The 18716-nt window shown below is 43.7% G+C and carries 10 protein-coding genes and 4 tRNA genes; 5 read left to right on the forward strand and 9 right to left on the reverse strand.

The annotated features are described in order from the left end of the window. Window positions 1-61: 61 nt before the first annotated feature. Window positions 62-316 carry a ubiquinone biosynthesis accessory factor UbiK gene (ubiK, locus tag L5M51_RS18350; RefSeq protein WP_263174011.1) on the reverse strand — a complete coding sequence of 85 codons (255 nt, stop codon included), beginning with the start codon at window positions 314-316 and terminating at the stop codon, window positions 62-64. A gap of 234 nt (window positions 317-550) precedes the next feature. Between ubiK and rep the strand changes: the two genes are divergently transcribed. Beyond that, complete coding sequence (gene rep / locus L5M51_RS18355; RefSeq protein WP_173247979.1) at window positions 551-2563, forward strand: DNA helicase Rep; 2013 nt, start codon at window positions 551-553, stop codon at window positions 2561-2563. Between the two features lie 47 nt (window positions 2564-2610). Here the strand turns inward: rep and L5M51_RS18360 are convergent, their stop codons facing one another. Next, complete coding sequence (locus L5M51_RS18360) at window positions 2611-5259, reverse strand: diguanylate cyclase domain-containing protein (protein WP_263174014.1); 2649 nt, start codon at window positions 5257-5259, stop codon at window positions 2611-2613. 206 nt (window positions 5260-5465) lie between these two features. Here L5M51_RS18360 and L5M51_RS18365 point away from each other — a divergent pair. The 4 genes from L5M51_RS18365 (at window position 5466) to L5M51_RS18380 (ending at window position 6013) form a co-directional block, all read left to right on the forward strand. Then, window positions 5466-5542: transfer RNA gene (locus L5M51_RS18365), tRNA-Arg, on the forward strand. A 53-nt stretch (window positions 5543-5595) separates the two neighbouring features. Further along, window positions 5596-5671: transfer RNA gene (locus L5M51_RS18370), tRNA-His, on the forward strand. A 32-nt stretch (window positions 5672-5703) separates the two neighbouring features. Further along, window positions 5704-5780, forward strand: a tRNA-Pro gene (locus L5M51_RS18375). Between the two features lie 156 nt (window positions 5781-5936). Beyond that, window positions 5937-6013 (forward strand) — tRNA-Pro (locus L5M51_RS18380). Window positions 6014-6271: 258 nt separating this feature from the next. On the opposite strand, the gene L5M51_RS18385 is transcribed toward L5M51_RS18380, so the two are convergent. The 7 genes from L5M51_RS18385 to L5M51_RS18415 form a co-directional block, all read right to left on the reverse strand. After that, on the reverse strand, window positions 6272-8191 hold the full coding sequence (locus L5M51_RS18385; protein WP_173496181.1) for an EAL domain-containing protein: 1920 nt from the start codon (window positions 8189-8191) through the stop codon (window positions 6272-6274). 8 nt (window positions 8192-8199) lie between these two features. Then, window positions 8200-8907 carry a transglutaminase-like cysteine peptidase gene (locus L5M51_RS18390; protein WP_105250450.1) on the reverse strand — a complete coding sequence of 236 codons (708 nt, stop codon included), beginning with the start codon at window positions 8905-8907 and terminating at the stop codon, window positions 8200-8202. Between the two features lie 19 nt (window positions 8908-8926). Continuing rightward, the gene (locus L5M51_RS18395) at window positions 8927-9535 is read right to left on the reverse strand and encodes an OmpA family protein (RefSeq protein WP_263174017.1); all 609 of its coding nucleotides are present in this window, start codon (window positions 9533-9535) and stop codon (window positions 8927-8929) included. Then, the gene (locus L5M51_RS18400; RefSeq protein ID WP_263168454.1) at window positions 9532-10953 is read right to left on the reverse strand and encodes a TolC family outer membrane protein; all 1422 of its coding nucleotides are present in this window, start codon (window positions 10951-10953) and stop codon (window positions 9532-9534) included. Before L5M51_RS18400 ends, L5M51_RS18395 begins: the two co-directional genes overlap by 4 nt. 29 nt (window positions 10954-10982) lie before the next feature. Beyond that, window positions 10983-12365, reverse strand: coding sequence for an HlyD family type I secretion periplasmic adaptor subunit (locus L5M51_RS18405; protein ID WP_168825932.1), 1383 nt, complete (start codon window positions 12363-12365; stop codon window positions 10983-10985). Further along, the gene (locus tag L5M51_RS18410; RefSeq protein WP_105250446.1) at window positions 12362-14539 is read right to left on the reverse strand and encodes a type I secretion system permease/ATPase; all 2178 of its coding nucleotides are present in this window, start codon (window positions 14537-14539) and stop codon (window positions 12362-12364) included. Before L5M51_RS18410 ends, L5M51_RS18405 begins: the two co-directional genes overlap by 4 nt. Before the next feature lie 116 nt (window positions 14540-14655). After that, on the reverse strand, window positions 14656-18716 hold a 4061-nt coding region (locus tag L5M51_RS18415; RefSeq protein WP_263174019.1), incomplete at its 5' end, for a choice-of-anchor K domain-containing protein.

Below are 18716 nucleotides of genomic sequence, written 5' to 3' on the forward strand. Positions count from 1 at the left end.
TAAAAACAAAAAGCACAGCTGCGCTATCGCTAACTGTGCTCTTTCAAACATGCATGATAAGTTAGCCCGCTGCGTTGAGCTTTTTTTCTAACTCATTGACTTGAGCTTGTAGGGCTTCTAATTTTTCGCGGGTTTTCAGTAGTACATGTTGCTGCACATCAAATTCTTCACGGGAAACAATATCCAACTTGAGCAATTGATTTTGCAGTACTTGCTTACTGCGCTCTTCAAATTCACCGGCAAATTGCTTTAGACCGCTGGGCAAACTTTCGCTCAATTGTTTCGCCATTTCTTCGATTTTCTTTGGATTGATCATAATCTTGTCCGCCTCTTTACTGAATAGCTCGATTGTAACTCAGTATGTTAGCTTTCAAAAGTAAAGCAGACGCGTGAACAATTTAGTTGGCTGTTGTTGGGGTTTATATCACGGAGAAGCTTATCTACAGAGTTGAGTTCTGCTCAACCTAAGCGGGGATTTGTTAGCCTTAAAACTGTCGATTCTGCTATGATCCCATCCCTTTCTGTCGACTTGTTTGGATATTGCGCAAAGATGAAACTTAATCCTGCCCAAAACGATGCTGTTCATTATGTTTCAGGCCCTTGCCTAGTCTTGGCGGGTGCGGGTAGTGGTAAAACGCGCGTAATTATCAATAAAATCGCTTACTTGGTCGAAAAATGTGGCTATAAGGCGCGTAATATCGCGGCGGTGACCTTTACCAATAAGGCTGCCCGTGAGATGAAAGAGCGGGTCGCTCAGTCGATGGGCCGCAAGGAAGCCAGAGGTCTGTGGATTTCAACCTTCCACACTTTAGGGCTTGAGATCATTAAACGCGAGCATAAGGTCTTAGGCTTAAAGCCAGGCTTTTCGCTGTTTGATGATCAAGATACCTTGGCACTGCTCAAAGAGTTAACCCAAGACGAGTTGGATGAAGATAAAGATTTACTCAAAGCGCTCGCCAGTACGATTTCAAACTGGAAGGGGGGCTTAATTATTCCCGATCAGGCGCGCAAAATCGCTAAAGATGAGCAACAGCACTTATTTGCTATGTTGTATCAGCGTTATGCTCAACATATGAAAGCCTATAACGCTTTAGATTTTGACGATTTAATCCTGATGCCAACCCTATTGTTGCGGCACCATGAAGAAGTGCGGACGCGCTGGCAAACCAAGATCCAATATTTGCTGGTGGACGAATATCAAGATACGAATACCAGCCAATATGAAATGGTAAAGCTGTTAGTGGGTGATCGGGCACGCTTTACTGTGGTGGGGGACGACGATCAGTCTATCTATTCATGGCGCGGTGCTAAGCCACAAAACCTCGTGTTATTGGGTAAAGATTTTCCGCAGCTTAAGCTGATTAAACTGGAGCAGAACTACCGTTCTAGCCAGCGGATCCTACGGGCAGCGAACATTCTTATCGCGAATAATCCCCATGTTTACGATAAAGCCCTGTTTAGCGAGCTTGCCTATGGTGAGCCGTTGCGGGTGCTGTTTGCCGCCAATGAGGAGCAAGAGGCCGAACGTGTTGTTGCTGAAATTGTGCGGCACAAGTTTGTTGGCCGTACTCAGTTTGGCGATTATGCGATTTTGTATCGGGGCAACCATCAATCACGGTTACTCGAACGCGCACTGATGACGAACCGTATTCCTTATAAATTGAGTGGTGGTACGTCATTTTTTGCTCGTGCTGAAATTAAAGACATTATGGGCTATCTAAAGCTCGTGGTGAATCCCGATGACGATAATGCTTTCCTGCGCATCGTTAATTTGCCTAAACGTGGCATAGGTCCATCAACCTTAGAGCGTTTAGGTAATTTTGCCAACGAGAAGCATATTTCTATGTTTGCGGCGATTTTTGAGCCTGAACTGAATCATCATTTACCGCCTGCGGCTATGTCATCTTTGTATCAGTTTGGTCGTTTTATCGTGGAGACTGGGGATCATGCTGAACGTGGTGAACCCGTCGAGGCGGTGAAGCATTTGATCCGTAAGATCAATTATGAAGATTACTTATACGAAACCAGCACCAGTGCCAAGGCCGCTGAAATGCGGATGAAGAATATCTCAGAGCTTTACCGTTGGGTGACTGAGATGCTCGCGGGTGATGAGTTAGATGAGCCTATGACCTTGCCAGAGGTGGTGACTCGATTGACGCTCAGGGACATGATGGAGCGTAATAGTGAGGATGAAGGCGGCGATCAGGTGCAGTTGATGACCTTGCATGCTTCTAAGGGCTTAGAGTTTCCCTTCGTGTTTATGGTTGGAGTAGAAGAGCGTATCTTGCCCCATCAAACCAGCATAGACGAAGATAACGTCGATGAGGAGCGTCGGTTGGCATATGTGGGTATCACTCGAGCTCAACGAGAGCTTTGGTTCACCCTCTGCCGCGAAAGGCGCCAATTTGGTGAAACCATGCGTTGTGAGCCAAGCCGTTTCTTACTTGAGTTACCTCAAGATGATGTGGTGTGGGAAAACCGTAAGCCACAACAAACGGAGCAGGAGCGGATGCAAACGGGGCGGGCAAATATTTCTAGCTTAAGAGACATGTTTAAAAAATAGCGAGCGGTTTCGCTTACTATTCTTTTAAATCAGCTACTTATTTTTTACTAGGCATATTCGAGCTGAGCACAGATCTGTGGTTGGGTTTCACATAAGGTAAAAGTGTCGGCTAAAGCAGCCCCCTGACCCAGCTGATAACCCAGTTCATTGAAGATACGTTTTTGTTCAGGACTATCAATGCCATCGACAAAGGTTTGCAGTTCTAAGGTTGATGCCGTTTTTTGATAAGCGGACATTAACTTAAGCTGTTGCTCGCCTTGTATTTGTTTGGTGAGGTTGGCATCGAGTTTTAAGCCTTTTATCGGCAGAAACAATAAGCTATTTAATGCACTATAGCCGCTACCGTATTGGCTGATGCCGAGTTTTACCCCGAGTTTCTGCAACAATTCAAAGCCATTGATATGATTTTCAGTTTCTTGCACTAGGGCTTTTTCATTGAAGAATAACCACAAATGGCTCAGGTTTAACTGGGTTTGCTTGAGAGTGTTTTTCAAACTGCGCAGTACATGCTTATGCTTGAGATGTTGGCTCGAAAGCATGACATGTAATTCAACAGATTCATCATATTGCTTGAGGAGTTGGGGATAGCTGCTATCTATGATGCTGATCGTATATTTATCGAGTTCAACGGTAAGGTGTGACTGTTCAGCAAGCGTGCTAAGTTGTTCCTGCTGTAAAAGCCCACGCTGCGGATGTTGCCAGAACAGGCGGCTTTCTAATGCATGCACTTGACCTGTTTTAAAATTGACTACTGGTAAGTAACTAAGCTGTATTTCAGCATGGTGTAATGCATGTCTAAATTCAGTTTCTAACTCGACATCCTGCATGGCCTGATGTTGGGCGTTATCATCAAAAATAACATAGCAGCCTTTACCATTGGCTTTCGCCTGATACATGGCAGTATCTGCATTACGTAACATAGATTCACTGGTATCAATTCTGTGTTTGCCACTGATGGTGATACCTATACTGGCTCCAGAACTAAATTCCATTGTGCCAAGTCGATAGGGCTGCGATATTTTTTGTATCACTCTTTCTGATATATCTTTCGCGTCGTTGATGTTGTTAATGCTATCGAGCAGTATCACAAACTCATCGCCACCGAGTCGCGCTAAGGTGTCGTTATCACGTATGCAGGACTTGAGGCGGCTTGCCGTCTCAATTAAGAATTTATCACCCTCTAGGTGTCCCATAGTGTCGTTAATCTGTTTGAAGCGGTCGAGGTCTATAAACAGTAAGGCAAACTGTTCTAAGCTATGGCGACGAACATGCTTGATCGCTTGAGATAAACGCTCCATAAACATAGCGCGATTAGGCAGGCCTGTAAGTGCATCATGTTTGGCATCGTGAACTAGCTTGGCTTCCATATTACGGCGTTGTTGAATTTCTTTCTCAAGACTTTTATTCAGTTCGGCTAACGCTTTGGTACGATCAATAACCTTTTCTTCTAGCTCTTCATAACTGCGTTGTAAGGACTCTGCGGACAGCTTTTTCTCGATAGCCGAGCCTATATGTTGTGATACAAATGTCAGTAATTCTAAGTCTTTAACTTGGTAATTTTGTGTCATGCTAAAACTGTAAATCGTTAACGCACCACGAACCTGATCATGGATAAAAAGCGGAATACCGATCCACTGATGCATGGTTTGAGTATGATTTAACGCTGGTGCTTGGGAATACAGCTCACCAGAGGCAATTAATGCATTGATACTGCTTTGATCTAGCAATAGTGGGCGCTTATGTTTGAGCACATATTCGGTTAAGCCGTCTTGTAGCGGCCGAGTGCCTGGGTGCTTATTGGCTAATTGCGAGACATAAAAAGGAAACGTGAGGTGGGTTTCTGTGTCGTCTAATAGGGCGATATAGCAGTTATTGGCCGGAATTAAATGTCGAATAACATTATGCAATTGGGTATAAAAGTCTGGGTTGTCTGCACTGGAACTTGCTAGCTCGGCGATTTCGAACAGTGATTTTTGTAAGCGTTCAGCTCTACGCCGTTCATAGACTTCTAGTTTTAACTTATCATAGGCTTGGCTGAGTTCTTTTGTCCTTTGCTGGATAGCTTGTTCTAATTGTTCTTGATGTTTTAGCCGTTCCATGACCCCAGCAATATGGTGACAAATGAACGTCATTAACTCGAGTTCGATTTCACCATAACTGATGTTTGTGTCATAGGTTTGCACCACTAACACACCTGTTACTATGTCATCTTGTTTGATGGGCACGCCCAGCCACAGATGACAGGGAGAACCTAAATTAACAATTTCTCCCGCAGCAATCAGTTCATTGACTGTGTCATTGTTACACAACAAAGCTTTCCCAGTTCTGAGTACGTAGCCTGTTAATCCTTGCTGTAATAATGTAGATAGTGATTGTTCAGGATAAAGCTCCGCTGGATGGGCATCTTTCTCATCAGCGAAAAAGGGGATGGCGAGTTCACCTGTGTGAGTATCCAGGGTTGAAATAAAAAAATTATCAGCGGGAATGAGCTGTTTTAGATGGCTATGTACGCCGACATAGAATTCTTCGAGTGAAGAAGCATGAGTCGCAATATTGGATATTTCGAGTAATGCGTTTTGAATGATCTCAGCATGCTTATATTTATGCGCTAATTGTTTTAAGCGAATAATTTTTTTGCGTAAGCGTTCAGTTTCACTCACACGCGGCTGGCCAGTTTCATCTTCATCCTTAAACATGATACTCACTAGTTAAATATATGTTTGCTTTTACCAAAGTCTATAATTAGCATGAAATACTGTAACATCCAAGTCATATTTTGGCTGCATTCCGCTTTAAAAGTCAGCTAATGTGATAAAACTTGAGCAGTCAGTAAAAAAAGTGCAAAACAGCTATAGACTCAAAGGGGATTTGACCCTAGTATATGCGGCGCTAACCAAGGCGAGCGCCCATAGCTCAGCTGGATAGAGCGCACCCCTCCGGAGGGTGAGGCCGAAGGTTCGAATCCTTTTGGGCGCACCACTTCCGAATAGAGTTGTGAGCTTTAAGGTTAGTAAAGTAAGTGAAAATCAGTGGTGATTGTAGCTCAGTTGGTAGAGTCCCGGATTGTGATTCCGGTTGTCGTGGGTTCGAGCCCCATCAGTCACCCCATTCATTTACTTTGATATAAAGATTTTTATTCTCGGTGATTAGCGCAGTCCGGTAGCGCATCTGGTTTGGGACCAGAGGGTCAGAGGTTCGAATCCTCTATCACCGACCAAATTCTTCGCGTGACTAGCGAGCTTAATGTAAGTTAAGTAAATAGTTAATGTTTTACGGTGATAAGCGCAGTCCTATAACGCATCCAGATGTTTTGGATGAAAGTGGACGAGAGGGTGAACCCTCTAAGCGTATGTAAATAATAGTGCAAAATTTACGGTGATTAGCGCAGTCCGGTAGCGCATCTGGTTTGGGACCAGAGGGTCAGAGGTTCGAATCCTCTATCACCGACCAAATAAGTAGAAAAGCCTCAGCATTCATTAATGAATACACTGAGGCTTTTTTGCATTGGCGAAATGGAACTACTCACTGACATTATCATGTTTGTTGTCGCTTGATAGCGCATCCTTAATGAGTATAGAAGTTGGCTACAGTTCTTATTTACACCTGGCAGATTTGCTGAACTGTATCGGCATAGTCACTCAACCGTAGAAAAACAAAAAGCTCCTTACGGAGCTTTTTGTTTGCAAAACCACTTCTTAATAATACGGCTTAGTCAAGATTCACTGGCGGGGCGATAAAGCCTTGATAGGCATCTGTTCTAAGCTCGTTAAAACGTTCTAGCTGAGCCTTTTCTTGAATACCCGTAACTATGACTTGAATGTCCAATCCTTTTGCTACGTTGATTAGGGCGCGGCACAATTCGCTATTGTGGTGTGTCTCATCATAGTAGGCGAAGGATTGATCCAGCTTCACATAGCTAGGTCTTAATTCCTGTAGATAAGACATAGAGCCAAACTGACGACCAAAGTGGTCAATACCAAACTTAGCACCGTTATCGCGAATGATGTTACATAAGTGCTGACATGACTTAAGATCACTATAAACACCAGCCTCAGGGATTTCGAAGCAGATACGCTCAATAAATGCGGCATTTCGCAAAAATTGATTTAGCCACTCATGGAACTGAGGATCGTTAATACTTTGGTGGGTTAAGTTAATTGCGAGCGGTTCATAGCTCCGCTCGAGCAGTTTTTGCTCGTAGACAGTTTCAATTAAGCATTTATCGAGTAAGGCACCAAGTGATAATAACTCGATATACGGCATAAATTGCCCTGCATGGGCGAGTTGATCACCAAGCTCTAATTGGCAATACAATTCCCGTTGCGCTATGCCATCACCATCGCAAAATTGGATGGGTTGCCATCTAAACTTAAACTTCTTATTGCTGATAGCATGGCTGAGGTTATCGCGCCATTGCTCGCGGGTGAATAATTGCTGCTCTGTGGTTTCAAACCAGTGGAAGGTTTTATTCTCTTGTAACGCTTTTTGAAGGGCATTGTCGGCTTGGGCCAAAATATCAGACACATTCATTTGCCCAATACGTTCCGCAATACCGATAGCAAAGTCTTCGTTGGGCTTACAGCCTGCTTTTGACATTTCTTGATTGATGGTACGGATAAGTGTTTGTAAATATTTACTGATCTGATCGTGTTCAACATCGGTCACTAAAAATGCAAATTCATAGGCGGCAATACGCCCTATGACCGAAGGCGTTATTTCGTTTAATTGCTGTTGAAACTTTTCTGCGAGGATCCGTATGGTTTCATCTCGAACTTGATAGCCATATTTACTGTGCACTTCTTCGAGCCAGTCGAGTTTGGCGAGGAATAAAGCACCGCTGCTAGGTTCACTTAACCAACCATTTAAACGACTTACTACATATTGGCGGTTAGGCAGGCCTGACGCGGGATCGACAAGATTCTTCTTACGTAACGCGCCAACCTCTTCGTCAAGAGAATGGAACACTTGTTTCAATTGAGCTGACATGCTGTTAAATGCAGTTACTAAGTCTTTTAATTCGGTTGTTTTGGGGAGTGCCATGTCTGGACCAAATTGGCGTGCTGCGATACTTTTTGCGTGTTCAGACAAGGTGTGGAGAGGTTTCAATATCCATGTTAAGCCTACTCTTGCTGTAAAAATAGCAACGAGAAAAAGTAGTGAGAAGGCGATGATGGTATTGGACATGATTCGCCATAGTTCATGATAACCAAAACCAGGATGAGCAGTGATTTCAAGCTGTGCTAGCTGCAGCCAACCCGAGGTGATAGTGCTTTGTTTTTTTATGGTTTTAAACAGATCTAGATTGATAAACCATTGAGGGACATCTTCAATTTTTAAAGGATTATTCCACTCTTGTTGCTTACCATCGACCATCCAAGTCAATTTTACATTTTGATAGTAACCACCTTCAAAAATAACATTCACTAAGGTTTCTGCCGCTGCGGTATCGCCGGCTTCGAGTGCTGGGGTAAGCATTAGACCGAGTGAAGTGCTGGCATTGTTTAGATCGGACTCCATTTGCTTTGTTAAAAAGCTTTGAGTCTCAGTGAATTGCACATAGCCAAGGCTTGCAACTACAAGCAAGAACAGGCTAAAAAGCAGCGAATAAATCTGTCTAAACAGTGTCATTTTTGGTGCTACTCCAGTTTTAATTTTGGTTGCCTAAGACGGTCAACACCTAATCTATGGTTAAGATCGTTCCATTTTTCTAATCGTTTTGAGGACCCTGCCAGTACGCCTCGACCTTGCTCTTTATTGAGCCATAACTGTTTACCGTTAAAGCTATAAACAGGCAGTAGATCTTTTCTTTTTGTGGCGGGTTTTATTTCATGGTCAAGATTATCGAGCACTAAAGGAATTGATGATGGTGTTTCATAGTAAGCCAATACCATATGGTATTGATTAACCGTAGTGGCTTTAACCATAGTGATCCGCATCTTGTCCTCTTGAACACCAAGTTGGAGTAGGGTGAAGTATTTTGCGATCGAAAAGTCTTCGCAATCACCGCCATTCACACCAATAAACTCCATCGGCGTTGCCCAATAATTCGAGTCTCCCCATAATTTACTGTCATCCACAAAACGGAATAAATTAAAAAAGTTATTCACCTTCAATAACTTTTCTTTTTCATCTAGCGTACTCGCTTCCGATAACACTTTGAACCAAGCCCTTGCTCGCATTCCAGCACGTTCGCCGTAATGTTTTTCTAGGGTTGAAGTTATCTTCACTTCATCAAGGTTTTGTGTGGGGGCCGCATATAGGCAACATATGCCTAAGGCTGACGCTATTAGGCTAAAGCGGCAGACTCGCAATAATGAATCTTTATAATCAAGTCTGCCGTTCATAACCTAATGTGTTAGTCCTTTATTTTGAGTTGTCATCGACCGAGTAAATTGTCCATTTCATGTCTGCTGCCGTATCATCACCAGTGACTTCTGCAACAACACGACGGTTACGAATTTCTGCTTCCGGCGTCTGTTCTAAAACAATTGGGCGGCTAGAACCATATCCAATAGCAGTTAATCGACTTCTATCAATACTAAAGCGTTCAGCCAGTACTGCGGTGACAGCATTTGCACGTTCTTGAGATAATACTGTATTTCGTTCATCGGTTCCTGTGCGACTCGTGTGACCTTCGATAGTCACTTTGGTCGTTGGATACTGACGTAGAAAAATAGCCACCTCTTCAATTTGAGGATAGTACTCAGGCGCAATATAAGCAGAGTCATTCGGGAATAAAATATTTATTTCCTTTCGCTCGTTAATCGCTTTTATTTTGCCACAGCCATAGTTATCAATCCCTGCCCCTTGGGCTGTGTCGTTGCAGCGTTCACGGGCTTCAATGACACCATCGCTATCTTTATCAGATAGATCATAGGCTTGAGTTGTGACCATTTCGTCAATATTAACCGTATCGCGCATCGAACAACCAGCTAAAAGAGTGACACTTAGAAAAAATGTGAGAGTTTTCATTTGTTAGCTCCTCCTTCATAATTGCGCTCTCCGCGCCACGCATCAGGTCTAGTCACTTTAAGTGAGTCTAATAATCGCCCTGTAGAATTGAGCACGCGATACTTAGCAATAACTTCATCATATTCAGCTTGTAAGTAGTCTTTACGCGCCTCGAAGAGTTCATTTTCGGTATCTAATAAGTCGAGTAAACTGCGTTGGCCTAAGTTGAACTGCTGTGCATAGGCTGTTTGAGTATCCTTTGCGGCCACGACATGATCGCGAATATATTGTTTTTGCGGCGCTAGCATTTCAAATGCGTTCCAAGCTAGGTTTACCCCTTCAACAACTTCACGTTGGGCGCGTTGGCGGATTTCTTTCGCTTCACCCAACTTGTAAGCAGTTTCTTTTTCACGGGCAAGATCTTTACCCCCCGCAAATAAGTTGTATCTCACCCTCACCATGGCGACGAGATCGTTACTATGGCCACCCACATCACTGCGGAAAGCTCCAGCACCTGATATTCCATCTTCGCCGCTAATATCGTTATTCCAGTTACCATTCAGTTCTAAAGAAACCTGAGGGTAGTAATTGGATTGTACTGAAGAGCGTTCATTTTCAGCGGCACTAATATCGTTTGCTGCAGATTTGAGTATGGGGTGATTCTCTTGCGCAACAATAATGCCAGAGCTAAGATCCTTTGGCAGCATGTCTGCATCTGGCACTGGTAATATTAAGTCCGCCGGAGCCGACGCTACAATTTTGATGTACTGTGCTTTTGCATCAAGTAAATTGTTGCGAGCAGAAATAACGTTAGCATTAGCACGTGCCAAACGTCCCGAGATTTGGGAGAGATCTGCGATTGAGCCTAAACCTGAGTCAGTACGTTGTTTAATCTGGTCATAAATTTCTTTATGGCTGTTAAGGTTTTTCTCGGCTAATTTTAACACTTCATCGGTGCGTAAATAGTTGAGATAGACTTTACTGACATCGAGTGCCATATCTTCAGCTGCAGCAAGCAGTGCCCATTGGTCTGCGCTAGCTTCAAAGCTATAACGATCAACTTCACTGCTGGTGTAGAAACCATCGAAAAGCATTTGTTTTATGCTAACACCAAACTCTCCGGGATTTAATTCAGCCACCCCTTTGCTATCGACTTCGCCGATATTGGGTCGTCTACGTGTCGATACGCTGTCGGTTTGTTCGTAACCGTAGCCACCATTGACATCAATAGTTGGCATATAGCCTGCTATCGCTTGATTAACTTGTTCTTCTCGCGCTTTAAAGCGGTTGAAAGCCACTCGTAAATCTGGGTTTGTATCTAGCGTATGTGCAACGGCTTGTTCTAACGTCTGACTTTGAGCCGATAAAGGTAACAGGATTAATGACAGCACTATGGCTATCTTTGAACATTGAAATTGTCGTATTGCTGAAGTCTTCATGACCAACCTCCCGGTTTATAAAAAAAGGCTTAGTGCTCTCTGAGCGCTGTGTCCTTAGCCCTTAAAATTGGATTTAAAATGTACTCAAGTATGGATCTTTGCCCCGTGATAACGTCAACTGAAGTTAACATTCCCGGAATAATTGGCATCTGTGTGCCATCGTTTTTGGTTAAACTAGATTCTGCAGTCCTAACTCTGATGAGATAGTAGCTATTGCCTTCTTCATCTTGAGAAGTGTCGGCACTAATATGTTCGACAGTTCCTTTAAGGCCGCCATAGCGGGTAAAATCATAGGCGGTAATTTTTACTACGGCGGGTAATCCTGGATGTAAGAAAGCGATATCTTTAGGCAAGATTTTAGTTTCTATCAGCAGTTGATCTTCCGACGGTACTATCTCGATAATATCGATCCCAGGTTGCACTACACCACCCAGTGTATTGATATGTGTGGTTTTAATGGTGCCATTAACAGGGGAGGTGATAATCGCCTTACTGACTTTATCTTGCGCGCCAACTTGTGCTTCATTCATGCGAGAGAGGCGGGTTTGAGTTTCATTGAGCTGTGCGCGCAGTTCTGCAGCGTAAACAAATACGGCTTCACGACGTTTTAAGATAGCCTCATCTAATGCCGCTTTCACTTTAGGGCGGAGTAAACGCATTGAATTCAATTCACCTTGCAAGTCGTTTACCGTGCGTTCGAGTTTGAGTAACTCAACTTCAGGAACAATACCTTTTTTGGCTAAAGGTCGAGTGAGTTCAAGCTCGCGGGATATTAGCTGCATGCTCGTCGTTAATGTCGTTGTTTTAGAGGCGAGATCATCAATTTCTTGCTGTCTTTGTTGAATTTGACGTACGAGGATCTCAAGTTGGTTACTTAAGTTATCTAAGCGTCCGTTGTATTCCTCTTGTTGTCTTTTCACTAAGGCGGGTTCCGCAGCAATGATAGCTTCAGGGAATATCAATGCTTCTTTAGTGATTAGCACTTGTTCACGCCAATCAGAGGTCATGTCTGATATTAGAATGCTGTCGAGTTCGGCGCGCATGCGGATAGCATTGGTTTTTAAGCCATAAACCTCTTGCTCTTGTTGAGCAAAGTCGGAGCGAAAGCGGGTATCATCAATACGCACTAAAGGCTGCCCTTTTGTGACTATCTCACCTTCTTGAACGTAGAGTTCTTGCATTATGCCGCCATCTAGACTTTGGATAACTTGAACTTGTGATGAAGGAATCACTTTTCCCGTTCCAGTCGTAACCTTATCTAATTGAGCAAACCCCGCCCACAGTAAAAAACACACTACCATAGCAGCAAGTGCCCATATGATTAATCTGTGTCCGCTGGGAGCGTCTGTCATCATGGCGCCATAGACATCATCAACCATGTCTAAGTCGTTTGTTGTTAAATGTTTACTCATCTTTTAGCCTCTCCGTTCACTAGGCCAAAATTGAGTTTTTCTAGCACTTCTGCTTTAGGTCCATCGGCAACCACATGGCCGCGTTCAAGTACAATAATGCGGTCGACGAGTTGCAATAAATGCATCTTGTGGGTAATAAGAATTAACGTTCTATCTTTGCTGACATTTTGCATTGAACGAATAAATTGTTGTTCAGCGCGAGCATCTAAACTCGCCGTAGGCTCATCCATCAGTAACACTGGGGGATCATTCAGTGTGGCGCGAGCAAGAGCGACAGTTTGTCTTTGTCCGCGACTGAGTGACATGCCGCCTTCGCCGACCTGTTGGTCTAGGCCTTCTGCTTCTAGGTTGGTGAATTGACTCACACCAGAAAGTTGTACCGCGCGGATGAGTTGATGTTCAGTGACTTGACGTGTACCAAATAAAATATTGTCGCGAATAGAACCATGGAATAGGGTGACATCTTGGGGTAGGTATCCAAAATTACGACGTAAATCACTCGGATGAATCTGTGCTGAGTCTAAACCGTCGTAGCGCAAGCTTCCTGCCGTGGGTTGAAATAGCCCGACCAGTAGCTTAGCTAGCGTACTTTTACCTGAACCATTTCGACCGATAATGGCAATGCGTTCGCCAGGATTAATCGTCAGCGACATCGGATGCAACACAGGCTTTTCAGAACCTGGATAACTAAAACCGACATGATCAGCATTGATCTTGCCTATGAGTCTTTGTTTGCTAACTAAATGCCCTTTATTTTCAAACTCATCTTCTTGAGTCATGATTTCATTCAGTTGGCGTAGTGCACTAGCTGTGTGGTTTGCTCTCGTCATCAGGCCTGCAAGTTGTGCCATAGGTGAAATGGCGCGGCTCGATAGCATAACCGCAGCAATAATTCCGCCCATAGAGATCGCATTATCAGCCACACGATAAACGCCCAAAATCACCACGCAGACAACGGTAAATTGCACCGTAAAGTTCGCTACGTTCGATACTGAGTTGGAGAGCTTTTTTGACCTTAATTGCCAGTTTGCACTGTGGCCTATCATCTGTTGCCAGCTTTTTTGCACAATTCCTTCAGCACCATTAGCTTTAATTGACTCTAGCGCTGATAAGCTCTCGATTAAATGCCCATGTTTTAAGCTTGAAAATTTATTGCCTTCTTCGATTGCCGCTTTGAGTTTAGGTTGAATATAAAGCGTGAAGCCAATAATGATTATGCCGCCAATGACAGGAACTATAGCGAGATCACCAGCGACAATAAAAATAATAATTAAGAAAAATATCGCGAAGGGGAGATCGACTAAAGTTGTGATCGTTGCCGAAGTTAAAATTTCACGAATATTATCGAATTCACCTAACTGCTTCGCCATGCCGCCGATACTAGGAGAACGTTTTTCTAGGGGAATACCTATCGCTTTAGCAAAAAGTCGCGAAGACACAATAATATCTACTTTTTTTCCTGCAACATCGATGAGGTAACTTCTAAGTTGCCGCATGATAAGATCGAACATATAAGCAATCGCCGCACCAATCGCTAAAACCCAAAGGGATTCAAAAGCGAGGTTTGGGACGACTTTGTCATACACATTCATAATAAATAACGGTGAAACTAAGGCGAATAAATTCACCAATACAGAAGCGATTAATGCATCACGATAAATTGGTGCTGAATCTTTGAGGGTTTGGACTAACCAGTGGGTTTTATTATCGTGTAGATAAACATCGAAGCCCATGTCGCCACGGTATTCTTGTTTGACTAAGAATAAATATCCCACATATAAGGCTTCGAGCGACTCAATTGTCAGTGTCTCTTCACCGCCCGTCTCGGGTAATTGAATAATTGCTTTATCTGATGCAACATCAAGTTCTCGCAATATACAGGCTTTTTTGTCTTTTAATAATAAAATACAGGGGAGCAATATAGGTGATACTTCGTTTAAGCCTTTTCGAGACAGCTTAGCCGCTAGCCCCGCTCTTGAAGCTGCCTGAGGCAATAAGTCAGGTGATAATACTGTACCTGACAAGGGTAAACCTGCCGCAAGCGAATCGCTCGAGCACGGATTGCCAAAATGCTCAGTGAGTAACACTAAACAATCCAGCAAAGGATCCACTAACACTCTTTGTGAGGCTGAAATGGTCCATTGATCAATTTTTTCAGAAGCTGCAGCAGACACCTAATTACTTATCCTTTGGATTTTTATATGGTTATGGCAAGTATCGGTCATGATGGCCTATATTTCTATAGGCCATCCAATTAGTTATTAAAACTAAATTGTTCACAATTTTATTTCTAGAATAGTTCTGTAGTTTTCAATGGTTCATGCTTGAGCTCAGGGTCTACAACAATTGGCTGAGTATCAACAATTAACGGGCCATTACCATTGGTACCGAGTAAGCCATTAATAATACCAACATCGCTGGTCACACCATACTCTCTAGATAAATCCACTCCATCAAGAATAATCAACTGGGTTACCGAGTTTGGTCCGTTACCATCTGTATCAATGGTTATTGAAGTTGAGCCGCCATCAAAGCTAAAGCTTAAATAGTCATTTAGGTCGTTACTATTTACACCTTGGAGCAAGTCACTCAGATCCAATTTGTCCTCATTCACGTTAAAGTCTGTAATATGGTCTATACCCGTTTCTGCATAGCGCCATACGAAGGTGTCAGCGCCGCTATCACCACGCAGGACGTCATTACCAAGGCCTCCGATCAGAGTGTCGTTACCGTCACCGCCGCGTAAGCCATCGATACCTTCGCCGCCAATCAGTAAGTCATCACCGCTACCACCGTAGACAAGTTGACTACCTTGATCACCATAGACTGTATCATCACCGCTACCAAGGTTAACAGTGTCAGTTTTTGGTTGCAGTGGCTGCAGCACATCAGCCATCAATGTACCTGCATCGGTGGTGATATCATCCTGAGCCATAAATTTGCTACTAAGGATCTCTGCCTGAGTGACTACAGGGTTATTTAGGTTTGGCAAAGAACTGCCTGTGTTCACAATATTGTTAGCAGTAGAAACACCAAGGTCGATGTAATCATTACTATTGCCAGCATTAATCAGCAGCTCAGTATCTTTAGCAATGTACTGAGTCTTGGATGATGAAGCGACAGTACCGTATCCTCCTAAATTAACGGCAAATTGAGCTGTATTATTGATCCAATCGGTCATGATGAATGAATCAACACTCTGACCACCGACAACATTGTTGGGGTGCAGAACGGTGACTTGGAAGTCCGCAGTGCTCTGCGCTGTGTCCTGATTACTGGTTTCAGTCGCCGTAGCCACCACAGTGATGGTGAAGTTGCCATGGCTAGTGACTTTAATCTGTAGGCTGGATTTATCCCAGTTGCTGATATCCACAGTGCCATCAACACCTACGGTAGCTTCGTTGCCCGCAGCATCTTTCAGCACAGCGCCTTCAGGTAAGCCTTGCAGCTTAAGATTCAGTGTTTCTGAAGTATCTGTATCTTTGAGCGACGACGAAATATTGCTGAGTTTAATAAACTCACCGCGATAGCCCATATTGTCTACCACTTTAAATGCTAAGTTATCCAACAAGGCACCGTATGAGTCCCCATTATCTCCTTCAAACTGCAAACGATATTTACCTGAGTGATCAATAGGTAAGGTGATCTTTTGATCTCTTAACCAATTAGCATTCGTTGGATCGAAATCGTATAGCGTTATGGCTTGAGCATTTAATGGGTTGCCTTGAGCATCTAGCGGAATAAGCTTAATCGTCAGTCCAGAGGTATTTACGCTACCTGAGCGGGCCGCAATATCAAATCCGAGTTCGTAGAATCGACCAGCATCCGCTTGAATATCGGTATATAAGGTTTTATCGCCACCATTGAACTCAATTTCCATGACTTTATTGCTATTGGAGCCACCAGAGACGTAGACACTTTCATAACCAATCTCAACTTGGCCACCTTTATTGCTGGTATGCCAAGTGCCGATAGTATTTAGGCCCTTAATGTCATTTGCCTTAACACCATCCCAACTGCCAGAGAATTTGGCATCTTCAAAGTTGATAGCAGCAACAGAGGTGTACCCATTAATTGTCAGGTTAGGTACATCTGCTACTGCTTTAACAGTGATATTCAATGTACTTGTGGCACCTGTATTAGTGGTGTAGGTGATTTCAGGCAATGAACCGCTCCAGTGATCTTTTGGATCAAAGCTGTATTCACCATTTGCCTTCAATTGCAGCTTGCCTTCAGGTAATTGATACCAAGCATTACCGGCATTATAGGTTGTGCCATTCACCTGGAAGCTGGTAATGGATAATGTGCTATCCACATCCGTATCATTTTCCAACACGTTACCATTAGCTAAGGCATCCTCAGAAATGGTTTTGCTATCTGCCTGAGTTACCGTTGGATCATCAACAGGCGTTACCTTGATGGTCAGCGTGTTTGTTGCTCCCGTATTAGTGGTGTAGGTAACCACTGGGACTTGACCATTCCAATCAGCGGCAGGTTTGAAGGTATAGCTACCATCTGCATTGAGAGTCAGTTCACCCTCTGCCAAGGTGATTTTACTACCAGCGGCATGCTGAGCGGCATTGTTAGCAACAGTGAAATGGGTTACAGACGTATTTTTATTGCCATCATTATCCAGCACATTACCGATTACAGTAGTATCTTCAGGACCACTATCTTGATCTTGAGTCGCTTTAAGCGTATTTGCATTAACGGTATTTACATTTAGAGTCAGTAATGCACTGGATTTATCACCATCAGCATCTTGCATGGTGTACGTAAAGGTTTCCGTTGCATTAGCTGGAATCGCAGAGGCGTTGGCTGTTACTGAATAAGTGTAACTACCATTGGCGAAGATGATTAACGTGCCATATTGCCCTGAAATAATGGTTCCTAGGTTGCCAGAGGTACCTGAACCTGTTTGGTTGCCCGCTGCGGCACCAATTACCGTGATATCATCATCAGCACCAGCACTGATTATGTCATTAGCTAACACATTGCCAGTAGTTGAGGGTAATTCATAACCATTACCAGCTACTACACGAACAACTAGTTCATAGCTACTTGCATCATTTTCAGAAGTCCTAATTTCAGTCACAACTTGATTAGTAATTGGATCTCTAAAACCAATTACCTGCAGAGTATAAATTGCCCCCTGATATTCAAAGGTTACATTCGTATTGCTGACTTTAATAATATCCTTTGATGCTTCAGGATCGTTGGTGTTAGGCGTTTCATTGTGTTCAAAGTTGACTTTAAGGGTCACTGGTGTGACTACCCCATAGGCATCAGTAACCGAGAAAGTGACATCCATGCTTGCTTTGGTAATTGCTCCTCCTGAAGAGACTGGGAAATTATAGTGGGTAAAAGTACCTAAAATGATATCTTGGTTTAATGAGAACTGACCATTTAATGCACTGTCATTATCAATAAAACCATAGCCAGATTGATAGGTATTAGTTGGATTTCCCCATCTGATCTGATCTAAACCACTGTCATTATCCGTCCCACCACCATTAGGACTAGTTGTACCATCGAACCTGGTTACGCTTGTGCCATTTGTCCATGATGTCCAATTTGCCACAACGCCAGATACGATAAAACTATCCACGATCACATCGACACTGCCTGTGTCGTTTTTGGCATTAGGGACATCATCAACAATCTTCACATCAAGGCTGCCATTTGCTTGGCTACCATCCTGATCCACAACGGTTACAGCAAAGCTATCTAAATAACTAGTGTTAGTTGCAGGGGGAGAGTCATTGTCGACATTATTATTTAAGGTGTAGCTGTAGCTGATGGAGCCACCGCTTGCATCGCCTGTGAAACCAGTCAGTGTTAAGACACCATAAGGAGTTGTAATATTTACCGCAGTATTGGGGCTTAGTGCCAGTAATGCCGCCAAATTAAAGCTTTGTCCTTTGATGGTGATAGAGGCTAATCCATCAACAGAGGTAAAACTAAAGTTACCAGTCTGAGTCAGCGCATTGCTATTAGGCGCTGAACCCGTTGAAAGGTTAGCTTCGTTAACTGTTAGCTCACCATCTTGGACGTTGAGACCACCTAAAGAAACTCCGTCATTATCTGGCGTGACCGTGATAGTCAAGGTCGAAGTGTCCGTGCTGACGCCGTCGGTGACGGTGTAGGTGACAACCGGGAAGTTGCCGTTCCAGTTGGCGGCGGGCTCAAAGCTGTAGGTGCCGTTGGCATTGACCGTCAGGGTGCCTTGGCCGGCGATCACGTAGGCGGTGCCCAGGGTGAACGGACCGGTTTGTCCGGCGACGCTGAAGCTCTGAATGCTGAGCGGGCCATCGACACTGGTGGTGCCGGTGAGCAAGGAGCCATTGGTGA

It is taken from the genome of Shewanella sp. SM73, assembly GCF_025653795.1.
In the GTDB taxonomy this organism is placed as follows: Bacteria; Pseudomonadota; Gammaproteobacteria; order Enterobacterales; family Shewanellaceae; genus Shewanella; species Shewanella oncorhynchi.